The organism is Pedococcus sp. 5OH_020 (assembly GCF_027812955.1).
Classification (GTDB): domain Bacteria; phylum Actinomycetota; class Actinomycetes; order Actinomycetales; family Dermatophilaceae; genus Pedococcus.
The window spans coordinates 21871-34736 of the sequence record NZ_JAPYZV010000017.1; the positions used below are offsets into that span (position 1 = coordinate 21871).

The 12866-nt window shown below is 70.3% G+C and carries 13 protein-coding genes, 1 tRNA gene and 1 pseudogene; 11 read left to right on the plus strand and 4 right to left on the minus strand.

From position 1 onward, the window contains the following. Positions 1-49: 49 nt before the first annotated feature. The 4 genes from rplU (at position 50) to proB (ending at position 3449) form a co-directional block, all read left to right on the plus strand. The gene (gene rplU, locus PHA84_RS20185; RefSeq protein ID WP_270889938.1) at positions 50-358 is read left to right on the plus strand and encodes a 50S ribosomal protein L21; all 309 of its coding nucleotides are present in this window, start codon (positions 50-52) and stop codon (positions 356-358) included. Between the two features lie 40 nt (positions 359-398). Then, positions 399-668, plus strand: a complete 270-nt coding sequence (gene rpmA / locus PHA84_RS20190) for a 50S ribosomal protein L27 (RefSeq protein WP_270889939.1) — start codon at positions 399-401, stop codon at positions 666-668. A gap of 130 nt (positions 669-798) precedes the next feature. Continuing rightward, entirely contained in the window at positions 799-2328 is a 1530-nt protein-coding gene (gene obgE, locus PHA84_RS20195; protein ID WP_270889940.1) for a GTPase ObgE, read from the plus strand. Continuing rightward, entirely contained in the window at positions 2325-3449 is a 1125-nt protein-coding gene (gene proB, locus PHA84_RS20200) for a glutamate 5-kinase (RefSeq protein ID WP_270889941.1), read from the plus strand. The genes obgE and proB overlap by 4 nt, the downstream gene beginning before the upstream one ends. Before the next feature lie 105 nt (positions 3450-3554). Here the strand turns inward: proB and pdxY are convergent, their stop codons facing one another. After that, positions 3555-4406 carry a pyridoxal kinase PdxY gene (gene pdxY / locus PHA84_RS20205; RefSeq protein ID WP_270889942.1) on the minus strand — a complete coding sequence of 284 codons (852 nt, stop codon included), beginning with the start codon at positions 4404-4406 and terminating at the stop codon, positions 3555-3557. 141 nt (positions 4407-4547) lie between these two features. On the opposite strand from pdxY, the gene PHA84_RS20210 reads away from it, so the two are divergent. Further along, positions 4548-5828, plus strand: coding sequence for a glutamate-5-semialdehyde dehydrogenase (locus PHA84_RS20210; protein WP_270889943.1), 1281 nt, complete (start codon positions 4548-4550; stop codon positions 5826-5828). Between the two features lie 74 nt (positions 5829-5902). Beyond that, positions 5903-6598, plus strand: a complete 696-nt coding sequence (locus PHA84_RS20215; protein WP_270889944.1) for a class I SAM-dependent methyltransferase — start codon at positions 5903-5905, stop codon at positions 6596-6598. On the opposite strand, the gene PHA84_RS20220 is transcribed toward PHA84_RS20215, so the two are convergent. Then, positions 6552-7541: a glycosyltransferase family 2 protein gene (locus PHA84_RS20220; RefSeq protein WP_270889945.1), complete on the minus strand. Its 990-nt coding sequence runs from the start codon at positions 7539-7541 to the stop codon at positions 6552-6554. The genes PHA84_RS20215 and PHA84_RS20220 overlap by 47 nt on opposite strands. Before the next feature lie 838 nt (positions 7542-8379). Between PHA84_RS20220 and PHA84_RS20225 the strand changes: the two genes are divergently transcribed. The 5 genes from PHA84_RS20225 (at position 8380) to PHA84_RS20245 (ending at position 10719) form a co-directional block, all read left to right on the plus strand. After that, complete coding sequence (locus PHA84_RS20225; RefSeq protein ID WP_270889946.1) at positions 8380-8604, plus strand: hypothetical protein; 225 nt, start codon at positions 8380-8382, stop codon at positions 8602-8604. 2 nt (positions 8605-8606) lie between these two features. Continuing rightward, positions 8607-9215: a nicotinate-nucleotide adenylyltransferase gene (gene nadD / locus PHA84_RS20230; RefSeq protein ID WP_270889947.1), complete on the plus strand. Its 609-nt coding sequence runs from the start codon at positions 8607-8609 to the stop codon at positions 9213-9215. 7 nt (positions 9216-9222) lie between these two features. After that, a complete protein-coding gene (rsfS, locus tag PHA84_RS20235) occupies positions 9223-9597 on the plus strand; it encodes a ribosome silencing factor (protein ID WP_270889948.1) in 375 nt (124 codons plus the stop codon). Continuing rightward, on the plus strand, positions 9594-10235 hold the full coding sequence (locus PHA84_RS20240; protein WP_270889949.1) for a histidine phosphatase family protein: 642 nt from the start codon (positions 9594-9596) through the stop codon (positions 10233-10235). The genes rsfS and PHA84_RS20240 overlap by 4 nt, the downstream gene beginning before the upstream one ends. A gap of 411 nt (positions 10236-10646) precedes the next feature. Then, positions 10647-10719 (plus strand) — tRNA-Ala (locus tag PHA84_RS20245). A 122-nt stretch (positions 10720-10841) separates the two neighbouring features. On the opposite strand, the gene PHA84_RS20250 is transcribed toward PHA84_RS20245, so the two are convergent. Continuing rightward, positions 10842-11234: a hypothetical protein gene (locus PHA84_RS20250; RefSeq protein ID WP_270889950.1), complete on the minus strand. Its 393-nt coding sequence runs from the start codon at positions 11232-11234 to the stop codon at positions 10842-10844. A gap of 259 nt (positions 11235-11493) precedes the next feature. Next, positions 11494-12743, minus strand: a pseudogene (locus PHA84_RS20255) (IS30 family transposase). Between the last annotated feature and the right edge of the window lie 123 nt (positions 12744-12866).

Sequence of the window (12866 nt, forward strand, 5' to 3'; positions counted from 1 at the left end):
GGTCCAGACAGAGAGCGCGTGCCTCCGAAAGTACGAAAGAGAGTTCCACGTGTACGCGATTGTTCGCGCTGGTGGTCGCCAGGAGAAGGTCTCGGTCGGCGATGTCCTCATCATCGACAAGGTCAGTGCCCAGGCCGGTGACAGCATCGACCTGACGCCCCTGCTGGTCGTCGACGGCCCGACCGTGACGAGTGACGCCGACAAGCTCGCCGAGGTGTCCGTCAAGGCCGAGGTCGTGAAGCCCGCCAAGGGTCCCAAGATCACGATCATGAAGTACAAGAACAAGACCGGCTACCGCAAGCGTCAGGGCCACCGTCAGCACCTGACCCAGGTCAAGATCACCGCGATCGACGCCTGAGCCACACTCGCAGACTTCTCAGACATAGGCAGGTACTGACATGGCACACAAGAAGGGTGCGTCCTCGACCCGCAACGGTCGCGACTCGAACGCACAGTTCCTCGGCGTGAAGCGCTTCGGCGGCCAGCTCGTCAACGCGGGCGAGATCCTCGTCCGCCAGCGCGGCACGCACTTCCACCCCGGTGACGGCGTCGGCCGTGGCGGTGACGACACGCTCTTCGCGCTCGTCGCCGGCAACGTGCAGTTCGGCACGAGGCGCCGCCGTCGCGTGGTCAACATCGTCCCGGTGGAGACCGCGGACGCCGGCTGATCTTTCGGTATGCGCGCGGCCCGGCCACGCGCACACCCCCGGAGGGGGCGGGCCTGACACTGGCCCGCCCCCTCCGCACGTCCCCACCTAGACTCGGGGACGGGCGCCAGACCACAGAATCGAGAGTTCCATGACCACGTTCGTCGACCGCGTCGTGCTGCACGTCGCCGCGGGGGACGGGGGGCACGGGGTCGCCTCGGTGCGCCGCGAGAAGTTCAAGCCGCTCGGCGGCCCGGACGGTGGCAACGGGGGCCGTGGCGGCAACGTCATCGTACGGGTCGACCCGCAGGCCACCACGCTGCTCGACTACCACCACCACCCGCACCGGAAGGCGACCAACGGCAAGCCCGGTGCCGGGGACGAGCGCAACGGCGCAGACGGCACCGACCTTGTCCTGCCGGTGCCGCAGGGGACCGTCGTCAAGGACGCGTCCGGTGCGGTGCTCGCGGACCTGGTCCAGCCGGACGCCGAGTTCGTCGCCGCCCAGGGTGGTCGCGGCGGCCTGGGGAACAAGGCTCTGGCGTCCACTCGTCGCAAGGCTCCCGGCTTCGCGCTGCTCGGCGAGCCGGGGGACGTCCTCGACATCATCCTGGAGCTGAAGTCGCTCGCCGATGTCGCCCTGATCGGCTTCCCGTCGGCCGGCAAGTCCTCCCTGGTGTCCGTGCTCTCCGCGGCGAGGCCCAAGATCGCCGACTACCCCTTCACGACGCTGGTGCCGAACCTCGGTGTCGTCCAGGCCGGGGACGGCCGGTTCACCATCGCCGACGTACCGGGCCTGATCCCGGGGGCGAGCCAGGGTAAGGGCCTCGGGCTGGAGTTCCTCCGCCACGTCGAGCGGTGCTCCGTGCTGGTGCACGTCATCGACTGCGCGACGCTGGAGCCAGGACGCGACCCGCTCACGGACCTCGAGGTCATCGAGCAGGAGCTCGCGCAGTACGTCCCGGACGAGACGCTCGGCGGGCGTCCGCTCTCCGAGCGGACCCGCATCGTCGTCCTCAACAAGGCGGACGTGCCGGAGGCACGCGAGCTCGCGGATCTGGTGAGGCCAGACCTGGAGTCGCGCGGGATAGAGGTCTTCGTCGTCTCGGCAGTCGCGCACACCGGCCTGCGTGAGCTCACCTTCGCGATGGCGCGCCACGTCGCGCAGGCGCGGGCGGAGATCGAGGCGGCGACCGCCGTACCGCCGCGGCTCGTCATACGTCCGAAGGCGGTCGACGACACGGGGTTCCGTATCGTGCGAGAGGACACGACCGACGGCGAGGTCTTCCGCATCGAGGGTGAGCGTCCGACGCGCTGGGTCCGGCAGACGGACTTCTCCAACGACGAGGCGGTCGGCTACCTCGCCGACCGTCTCGGCAGGGCGGGGGTGGAGGAGGCGCTGTTCGCTGCCGGGGCCGTCGCGGGTGCGACCGTCCTCATCGGCCCCAAGGACAACGCCGTCGTCTTCGACTGGGAGCCGACCCTCGTCGCGGGTGCCGAGCTGCTCGGTGCCCGAGGCACCGACCTGCGCCTGGAGGAGGCCTCCCGGCCGACGCGGGACGACAAACGGGCCGACTACGCCGAGCGTCGAGCCGCCAAGAGCGCTGCCCGCGAGGAGCTGGCGGCCGAGCGCCGCGCCGGGCACTGGGCCACGGCGAAGGACGAGGACGCACAGACGTGACCGCGGCCGAACGGCGGCGTGACGTGGCTGGCGCCAAGCGCCTCGTCGTCAAGGTCGGCTCGTCGTCGCTCACCCACGCTGGCGGCGGATCGCTGGATGAGGACAGCCTGAAGGCCCTCGTCGACACGCTGGCAGCGCGGCGCCTGACCGGGCAGCAGGTCGTCCTGGTCTCCTCGGGCGCCATCGCGGCCGGGATCACGCCGCTTGGCCTGGCCCGCCGTCCCCAGGACCTGGCCACCCAGCAGGCGGCCGCCAGTGTCGGGCAGGGAGCACTCGTTGCTGCGTACCAGCGCGCCTTCGGGGCCCACGGGCTCACCGTCGGGCAGGTGCTGCTCACCGCCGACGACGTCACACGGCGGACGCACTACACCAATGCCAAGCGGACGCTCGACCGGCTGCTCGAGCTGGGCATCGTCCCCATCGTCAACGAGAACGACACCGTGGCCACCCAGGAGATCCGGTTCGGCGACAACGACCGGCTCGCGTCGCTCGTGGCCCATCTGGTCCATGCCGACGGCCTGCTGCTCCTGACCGACGTGGACGCCCTGTACGACGGGCCGCCGACGCGGCCGGGCGCACGACGGGTTCCCGTCGTCGTGGGCGGCGCCGGACTGGACGAGGTGACCATCGGCGGCACCGGGTCCTCGGTGGGCAGCGGCGGGATGGTGACCAAGGTGGAGGCAGCAGCGATCGCGAACGCGGCGGGGATCACGACGGTGCTGACGAGCGCGTCCCAGCTGGGTCAGGCCCTGGCAGGCGAGGACGTCGGCACGGTCTTCGTGCCCTCCGGCTCGCGGCGTACCTCTCGCAAGCTGTGGCTGGCCCACGCGACCACCCCACGGGGCCGGCTCGTGCTCGACCCCGGTGCGGTCCGGGCTGTCACCGAACGCCGCACGTCGTTGCTGCCGGCGGGGATCACCGCCGTCGAGGGGACGTTCTCGGACGGCGACCCGGTAGACCTCACGGACCCCCAGGGACGGGTCGTCGGACGCGGCCTCGTGAACTACGCCTCGGGCGATCTGCCGGCGATGCTGGGCCGCTCGACCCGCGCGCTGGCCAAAGAGCTGGGGCCGCAATACGAGCGGGAGGTCGTTCACCGCGACGACCTCGTGCTCCTCTGACCCCTCGCCGCTTTCCCGACCAGACTCACGTTCTTGTGCGTGTCGAGGTCTTCCAGGCCCGACACGCCACAAAAGGGTGAGTCCGGTGGGGGGATGGGGTGGCGGTCAGCGGAGGGGTATGACGTCGAACTGCATGCGGGGGCTGGCGATCGCCTCCTGCGACTGCACCAGCTGCAGCTCGCGGCGGCCGGAGTCCAGGGTCGTCTGCAGGAGGTCGAAGACACTGCTGGCGGTGCGGGCCAGGGAGAGCGACGGGTCACCGGTCTCGAGCAGATGAGCAGTGAACAGCGCCGCGGTGACGTCGCCGGAGCCGTTGGCCTTCATCGGTAGTCGCGGCGTCTGCACCATCCACGCGCCGTCGTCGGTGACGGCCACCATCTCGATCGTTCCCTCCGGCGCGTCGGGCCGCTCCACGCTCGTCACCAGGACCTTCGACGGACCGAGCTGCCTGGCGAGCTCGACCGACTCGAGGGTCTGCTCGACGGTTCTGGGCTCCGTGCCCGTGAGGTAGCCGAGCTCGAACTGGTTGGGCGTGATGAGATCGGCCGCAGGTACCACCCGCTCGCGCAGCAGGACGGGGATGGCGGGGTGGACGAAGCAGCCGCTCTTGGCGTTGCCCATCACCGGGTCGCACGCGTAGATGGCGCCGGGGTTGGCTTCCTTCACACGCGCCACGGCGTCGAGGATGACATCGCCGATGTCCTCCCCGCCCTGGTAGCCGGAGAGCACGGCCTGGACGTCCTCGAACGCACCGCGCTCCTCGACGCCCTGGATCACGGCGCGGACGTCCTCGGCCGCAAGCAGCGGTCCCCGCCACTGGCCGTAGCCAGTGTGGTTCGAGAAGTGGACCGTATGGACCGGCCACACCTCGACGCCGAGGCGCTGCAGGGGGAAGACGGCGGCACTGTTGCCGACGTGGCCGTAGGCGACCGAGGACTGGATCGACAGGATGCTCACGTCGTGCATTCAACCAGCCGGGCATGGGGCCGGCCCCAGGGAGCGGACCGTCCGGGTGGAGTGCACCGTCCGGGTGGAGTGCACCGTCCGGGTGGCGGAGCGACGTCCCGGCGCTGTGGCACCGCGGCATACCCTTGGACCATGGCTGAGATCGACCCCACGGTAGTGGAGGACGTCGCCCGCACCGCCCGCGCCGCCGGAACCGCCTCGCGACGGCTCGCGCAGCTGTCGCGTGCGGACAAGGACGCCGCCCTGCGCGTGCTGGCCGACCGGCTGGAGGCCTTCACCGACGACATCGTGGCCGCCAACGAGGAGGACCTCGCGCGCGGGCGTGAGGCCGGGATGGCGCAGGGTCTGCTGGACCGGCTCGCCCTGGACGCCGAGCGGGTGGCGTCGGCGGCGCAAGGACTGCGTGACGTCGCGGCGCTCGCCGACCCGGTGGGCGAGGTCGTCCGGGGATCCACGTTGGCCAACGGCCTGCAGATCCGGCAGGTGCGGGTGCCGATGGGCGTCGTGGGCATGGTGTACGAGGCCAGGCCCAACGTGACGGTCGATGCCGCCGGGCTCGGGCTGAAGTCGGGCAACGCGGTGATCCTGCGTGGAGGGTCGGCGGCAGAGTCGACGAACCGTGCACTCGTCAGGGTCATGCGCGAGGGGCTCGAAGGCCAGGGCCTACCCGCCGACGCGGTCACCCTTCTCGAAGGCGGCCGCGACGCGGTGCGGGCCCTGCTGACCGCCCGAGGACTCGTCGATCTCATCATCCCCAGGGGCGGCGCCGGGCTCATCCAGACGGTGGTCACCGAGTCCACGGTGCCGGTGATCGAGACCGGGGTGGGCAACGTCCACGTGTACGTCGACGCGGCAGCCGACCTCCAGAAGGCGCTGGCGATCACGGTGAACGCCAAGACGCATCGGCCGAGCGTATGCAACGCCGCCGAGTCGCTGCTGGTCCACCAGCAGGTGGCAGCCGACTTCCTGCCGAAGGTGCTCGCGGAGCTCTCAGGAGCCGGGGTGCTGCTGCACACGGACGACGCATCGGGAGAGGCCGCGGAGCGAGCCGGGGTGCCGCACGTCGCGGCGACCGAGCAGGACTTCGCCACCGAGTACCTCGCCCTCGAGCTGAGCGTGCGGGTGGTGCCGGACCTTGACGCGGCCTTGGAGCACATCCGGACGTACGGCTCCGGGCACACCGAGGCGATCGTCACCGAGGACCGTGCTGCGGCACGGCGGTTCACCAGTGAGGTGGACGCCGCCGCGGTGATGGTGAACGCGTCCACCCGGTTCACCGACGGGGGCGAGTTCGGGTTCGGCGCCGAGATCGGGATCTCGACCCAGAAGCTGCACGCGCGAGGCCCCATGGCGCTGCCCGAGCTCACGACCACGAAGTGGATCGTGGAAGGCGACGGTCAGGTGCGAGCCTGAGCCGAGCCGGCGCGGGCTGCGATCAGGCGCTGGGCGTGCTGCGGCGGCTGCGCGTCATGGCAGGATGAGGCCCCGTGGAAGGCACCGAGGTCCGAAAGCTGGCCGCACTCGAGGACGCTCACTGGTGGTACCGCGAGCGCCGACACCTGCTCGGTCGAGCCATCACGGGCCTCGCCCCGGGGACCGCAGTGGACATCGGGGCCGCCGGCGGAGGCAACACCCGGGTCCTGCAGCGTGCCGGCTGGTCGGTGGCGGCGCTGGAGTATGGCGCCGACGGCGCTGAGGTGGCGGCGGAGCGGGGGCTGTCGGTGCTGCGTGGCGACGCCACCGCGCTGCCGGTGAAGGACGACAGCCTCGACCTGGTCGTGGCGTTCGACGTCCTGGAGCACATCCTTGACCACGACACCGCCGTCGCGGAGGTCAGGAGGGCGCTGCGACCGGACGGGTGCTTCCTGGTGGCCGTGCCGGCGGACCCGCGACTGTGGTCCGAGCACGACGTGGCCGTCGACCACGTGCGCCGTTACACCAGGGTGACGCTCCGGGACCTGCTCGAGCGAGGCGGCTTCGAGCTCACGTCGCTGAGCTCGTGGAACGTCCTCCTGCGCCCGGTCGTCGCCCTCCGGCGGCGGACGTCCACCGGGTCGGACCTGGAGACGCTCCATCCCGTGGTCAACTTCGGGCTCCGCGGCATCGTGACGCTCGAGCGCTACCTACCGGTGCACGCTATGCCTGGCGTGACTCTGCTGGCGCAAGCTCGCCCTCTGCGGTGAGCGGTGCGCCGGAGGAGTCATAGGCCACGAAGTAGGAAGGCCTTCCCTGAAGGTGGGCGTACATCCGCCCGACGTACTCGCCGAGGATCCCCACGCAGAGCAGCTGGACGGCTCCCACCCCAGTGACGGCGACGACCGTGGAGGTCCACCCCGGCAGGGTCCGCCCCAGGAACATCTCGACCAGCGCATAGGCGAGGAGCCCGAGCGCGGCTACTCCGCCGAGCAGGCCGAGCCAGGTCGCGAACCGCAGGGGAGCGGTCGAGAAGCCGGTGACACTGTCCAGCGAGAGGCGCAGCATGGCGGCCAGCGGGTACTTGGACCTGCCCGCGGCGCGCTCCTCGCGCCGGTAGGACACCGACGCGGAGGGGAACCCCAGGGCCGGTACGACGAACCGCAGGACGCGGTTGTGCTCAGGTAGAGCGTTGATGGCGTCGACGGTGGCCCGGGACATGAGCCGGTAGTCGCCGGCGTCCACCTCCGCGTGGGTGCCCGACAGGACACGGATCAGGCGGTAGAAGGCCCGCGCGCTGAGGCGCTTGAACGCGGAGTCGGTGGAGCGGTCGGTCCGCACCCCGTACACGACGTCCGCGTTCCCCTGCTGCGCGACGTGAAGCATCTCCGGGATGACCTCCGGAGGGTCCTGCAGATCGGCGTCGAGGGTGACCACGTACCGGCCGCGGGCCGTGGCCAGGCCCGCGGAGATCGCGGCCTGGTGACCGGCGTTGGCCCGTAGCCGAACCACCCGCAGCTGCGGCCACTCCCGCCGCAGCCTCTCAAGCACGGCGGCGGTGAGGTCGGTGCTGCCGTCGTCGACCGTGAGTACCTCGTACGGCGCCTTCAGGCTGTCCGCGACGGGGCGAAGACGCTGCACGAGCAGGGGGAGGACGTCTTCCTCGTTGTAGACGGGGATGACGATGCTCAGCTCCGGCGCGACGGACCTCATGGAGCCAAGCGTAGGTGCTCGTTCCTGACGACCGGGTATGCGCCGACGGCGGCCGGGGTATGGATGGCGGGCCTGCCCGTGCTGCCGCCCAGTCGCGGGCGTCGCGCAAAAGGCGAGGGCCCCTCGAAGTATGAGTTCGAGGGGCCCTCTGGTGGAGGCGCGGCACGGCGGCCGGCGGACCGGCCGGTGACGACCTCCGGGTGCGGGACCCTCGGCCACCGAGGTGGCGTCCGGGCCTCGCGCCGCGGGATCAGCGCCGCCGAAGCGGCGCTCACGCCCACGGTTCGGTGCGGGTCCTCCAGCCGGCGAACCGGCTCTCGAACCTGCGCCTGTCGACCGCCCACCTGCCCGGCGAACCGGGCCTGTGGCCACTGCGACGATGACGTCCTGGATGCTCCGGCAAGCCGGCGCACCCAGGCCGATGCGGTCTGGTCAACGGGCCCGGCGTCCCTCCGCGGCGTCGCCCGCGGACCCACCACCCGAGGGTCGTGGGACCTCGTCCGGGCTGACCCGGTCAAGGCGGTCCTGCCGTTATCCGGCTGACCTGTGCTCCCGCCTGACGACCGTCCGGGTCTCCCCTTCTCGGCCCTCCGACCGGAGCGCGTGAGAGATTTCTAGTGCCCGCATCCACCGGCCCGCAAGGCCTTTGCGACGCCACTTTTCCTCCACCGGTTACCCACACGGTTCTCCACATGCGGGCGTGCTCGGGGCGGCAGCTTGTGCACACCCTGTGCACAGAATCGGTGGACGGGATCAGTGGACGGGAGCAGGGCGGCTGCGTCCCGCAGCTCCACGAAGGCCGGCGTGCTGCCGCTGGGGCGACCGGTAGGCTGGCTGCATGTCGTCGTCTCTGGCCACCGTGTTCGCCGCCTCCCAAGAGCAGACCCGTGAGCTGCCGATGCCTTCGGTCGTCTTCGGCCTGCTGGCGTTCATCGGCTTCCTGTCTCTCCTGGGCGTGCTGTGGGCGTTCCGGGGGACCGCCTCCAAGGTTGCGGCGGGACGCGTTCAGGGACACCACGGCGACCAGGGCCACCACACCGAGCACATGGGCAGCCACCGCTGACCATGCGGCTCGGAGTGATGGGCGGGACGTTCGACCCGATCCACCACGGTCACCTCGTGGCCGCCTCCGAAGTGCAGGCCCTCTTCGGGCTGGACGAGGTCGTGTTCGTGCCCACCGGTCAGCCGTGGCAGAAGGACGAGCGCCAGGTGAGCCCGGCCGAGGACCGCTATCTCATGACCGTGGTGGCGACGGCTTCGAACCCCCGGTTCACGGTCAGCCGCGTCGACATCGACCGGCCCGGCAAGACGTACACGATCGACACGCTTCGCGACCTGCGGTCCGAACGTCCGGATGCGGAGCTCTTCTTCATCACCGGCGCCGACGCACTGGCCCAGATCCTGTCCTGGAAGGACGCGGAGGAGCTGTTCCGGCTCGCGCACTTCGTCGGCGTGACGCGACCGGGCTACGAGCTGTCCGAGTCCGGCCTCCCCGCCGACCGCGTAACCCTGCAGGAGGTGCCTGCGATGGCCATCAGCTCGACGGACTGCCGCGCCCGTGTGGCCCGCACCGAACCCGTCTGGTACCTCGTCCCGGACGGGGTGGTCCAGTACATCAACAAGTACCGCCTGTATGCCGTCGGGGTCCCGGCCGGCACACCGGCTCGAACGTAGGAGCGCAGTGCCCGCAACCGAACGATCCCTCGACCTGGCCAAGACGGCCGCCACTGCCGCGGACGACAAGCTGGCCACCACCATCGCCGGTATCGACGTCAGCGAGCAGCTGGCTCTCACGGACGTCTTCGTGATCGTGTCCGCGAGCACCGACCGCCAGGTCGGCGCCATCGTCGACGAGGTGGAGGACCAGCTGCGCGCCAAGGGAGCCAAGCCGATCCGCAGAGAGGGCGAGCGCGACGGGCGCTGGGTGCTGCTCGACTTCGGCGACATCGTCGTGCACGTGCAGCACGACGAGGAGCGGGAGTTCTACGAGCTCGAGCGGCTCTGGAAGGACTGTCCCGAGATCGACCTCGGGGTGCCCAAGCGCCGCGACGCATGAGCGGGGAGGCAGCGTCCTCCGGCTCGCGCCCCCGCCGCCGGGTGATCGTGCTGCGGCATGGTCAGACCCATCACAACGCGGGCGGGATCTGGCAGGGCCAGCTGGACAGCGAGCTGTCCGAGGTCGGCCAGGAGCAGGCTCGTGTGGCCGCGGCCGCGCTGGGGCAGTACCGCCCCTCCGTCGTGGTGGCCTCCGACCTGCGGCGCGCTGCCGAGACGGGCGCCGAGGTGGCACAGGCCTGCGGCATCGAGATCACCTACGACCCGCGCTGGAGGGAGATCCACGTAGGCCAGTGGGCCGGCATGACGGCTGCGCAGGTGCATGCGCAGTTCCCAGGTGAGCGGGATGCGCACCTGCGCGGGGAGGACTTCCGGCGGGGCGTGGACGGGGAGTCCCTGTCGGACGTCGCCGATCGGGTGCGCAGTGCCCTCGACGAGCTGCTGGTCCGCCTCCGACCGGGGGAGACCGCCGTCGTGGCGACCCACGGGGTGACGGGGCGGGTCGTCATCGCGGAGCTCGTAGACCTCGACAGGCTTACGGCCTGGCGCGTGCTCGGCGGGTTCGGCAACTGTCACTGGGCCGAGGTCGTGGAGGCGGAGTCGGGATGGCGGATCCAGACGTGGAACGCCTCTGCCTGAGGACCGTGCGCCGGTGGCCAGGTGCGGCGGTGGGGCGGGGCCTGACCGATTCATGTACCGAGGCGCCCGGACGCGCGGCCGCGGCGGCGTGGCCCCCGCCAGCAGATGCCGCAACGCCTTGCGGGCGTGGCCACGATGCCAGCCGGTGACCTGGCAGATCACGTCCAGCACCAGCGACTTCTCGGCCTTCGTGCCGTTGCCGTACCTGTCCACCTTGGCCTGGGTGATCTGTCGACGCGCCGCCAACGTGAGCTCCATCCCGTCATGGTCCGCACGCGGGCATCCTCGAACGAGTCAACGACCCGATCACGCGGGCAGTTGACGTGAGTCAACTCGCGATTTGGTGGATCGGGTGGGTGACTGGGTACACTTCCGCAGTCCCCTTCGGGGGGCATCCCACTCGGGAGATCCGGGGCTGTGGCGCAGCTGGTAGCGCACTTCCATGGCATGGAAGGGGTCAGGGGTTCGAATCCCCTCAGCTCCACCGAACACCAGACGGCCCTGACTAGCGGAAGCGCTGAACAGGGCCGTCTGTTCTGTTGCCCGGACGACTGTGCCGCGGTGGCCGACGGGGCGCGCGATGTCTTCGATGGCCACGCCGGAGTCCTAGAGGATCGAGAGAAAGCTGTGCCGCAGCTCGCGAGGGGCCCGAGCCTTGGCGCCGAGACCAGCCGCATCGAGGACGGCGCGGAGCGACCGCCGCACGTTGTGGGGATCAAGTGCCGTGCCGGTGCGGCTGGTGAAGACCAGCTGGTCCTCCTTCCAGCCCCTGCCAACCGAGGCGCGCTGCTGCTCCTTGTGACGCCTCAGAGCATCGCCCGCCCGTTGCGGCAGCGTTAGGTTACGGCGACGCGGGATCGACAGCAGGCGCTGCAGGGTCGACCTGCTCAGATACTCGGCCTTGCGCTGCAGCCACAGGCGGACGTCCTCCGATGAGAGCCCGGCGGGCCGTCGCCGTCCCAGCTCGGGATGATGTGGCGCTCGGCGAGGATGTGGCAAGTGGTCACGGTGTTCGGGTCACGTCCGCTGAGCCCCGGCTCCAGCCAGTCCTGCGTTGTCGCCGATCGTGCGCTTTACAGCACCGTCGACATCATGGCGGTGCTGAGTATGAGTCGTTCGGTCCTCTATGGGAAGATCCGTGCCGGCCGCTTGCGGACCGTGCATCAAGGTCGGCGGTTACGTCGCCGCCTCCGCGATCGAACGCTACTGTCGACGACGCTCGAAAACGAGGCCATAGCGACGCGGTGGTTTCCACCCATCATCGCAACAGTAGATGGTTTGGGGAGGCTAGCAGGGTGGCGAAGAGTTCAGCGGGTGGCCGGTGACCGAGGACTTCTCGGGGTCGCATGTTGAGTTCCGCTTCCACCCGAAGCAGCTCGTCGCGTGTGTGGATGGACAGGTCGGCGCCCTTGGGGAAGTAGTCGCGTAGGAGGCCGTTGGTGTTCTCGTTGCTGGGCCGCTGCCAGGGCGAGCACGGGTCGCAGAAGTAGATCCGTACGCCGAGGTCGGCTGCGATCTTCTCGTGGGCGGCCATCTCGGTGCCTTGGTCCCAGGTGATCGAGCGCAGGAGACGCTTGGGCAGAGCGGCCAGTTCGCGCACCAGCGCCTGGTGAAGGGTGAACGAGTCGGCGCGCTCGAGGTGGATGAGCTTCACAACGCGAGACTGCCGTTCGACCAAGGTCCCGATCGCGGAGCGATGCGCCGGCCCGACGATCAGGTCGCCTTCCCAGTGCCCGGCCTCGGAACGGTCCTCGGGCGCGAACGGGCGCTGGTGGATGGAGGTCATGGTGGTGGCGAACCGACGCCGACGCTGCCCCGAACGCACTTGGGCGCGCCGGTGGTCTCGTCCGGTCCGCAAGGGTGAGCGGGCCCCGGGGCGCCCCAGGGGGAGCCGGCTCAGAGAGGAATTCGGTTGGTATATCGCCCGATAGATCGACTCTGGACACAACCACATGCCGGTTTATCGGGGTACCGTGCCCGCAGTTCACGGGAGATCTGCTGCGGACTCCACCGCTGGCTCAGGAGCTCGGCGACTCGAGCATGCAGCTCGTGGTTGGCCCCGATCCGCGCGGATCGCTGACGGCGCCGGTTGCCGGCAGCGGCCCGGTGGGCCTCGAACGGCCGGTAGGTGCCGTCGCCGCGGCCATTGCGACGGATTTCCCGGCTGACCGTCGACGGCGCCCGGCCCAGCGCCGCCGCGATGGCCCGGATCGACTCGCCCGCCCGGAGCCGGTCGGCGATCTCCACACGCTCATTCCCGGACAAGAACCGTGGCGAGATCGTCCGCTCCACCGCCGGGTCCAGTGCCGCGACGAAGCCGACCAGCTCGCTGCGGCGGTAGAGGTTGTAACCGTTCTTCCACCGGTTCCCCGTGGTCCGGCTCACTCCAACCTCTCGGCGGGCCGCGGCCACCGGCCAGTCCTTGGACAGCAGCCGCATGAACTGCTCACGTTTGGCCGATTGCGGTCGACGACCGGGCCCCTTGGCGACACGACGAGTGGACAACACGACCCCCAGCATCGGGCTACTGTTGCGATGATGGGTGGAAACCACCCGCTTGAAAACGAGGCCACCCAGACAGATTGGATGGGTGATCTCAGTGGAGGATTGGGCTCTGATCCGGCGGCTGGT

Excerpts from the sequence above, each read along its gene's own strand:
- PHA84_RS20220 (WP_270889945.1), bottom strand. The coding sequence starts at position 7,541 with ATGAGGTCCGTCGCGCCGGAGCTGAGCATCGTCATCCCCGTCTACAAC.
- PHA84_RS20210 (WP_270889943.1), top strand. The coding sequence starts at position 4,548 with ATGGCTGAGATCGACCCCACGGTAGTGGAGGACGTCGCCCGCACCGCC.
- rpmA (WP_270889939.1), top strand. The coding sequence starts at position 399 with ATGGCACACAAGAAGGGTGCGTCCTCGACCCGCAACGGTCGCGACTCG.
- PHA84_RS20240 (WP_270889949.1), top strand. The coding sequence starts at position 9,594 with ATGAGCGGGGAGGCAGCGTCCTCCGGCTCGCGCCCCCGCCGCCGGGTG.
- nadD (WP_270889947.1), top strand. The coding sequence starts at position 8,607 with ATGCGGCTCGGAGTGATGGGCGGGACGTTCGACCCGATCCACCACGGT.
- obgE (WP_270889940.1), top strand. The coding sequence starts at position 799 with ATGACCACGTTCGTCGACCGCGTCGTGCTGCACGTCGCCGCGGGGGAC.
- PHA84_RS20225 (WP_270889946.1), top strand. The coding sequence starts at position 8,380 with ATGTCGTCGTCTCTGGCCACCGTGTTCGCCGCCTCCCAAGAGCAGACC.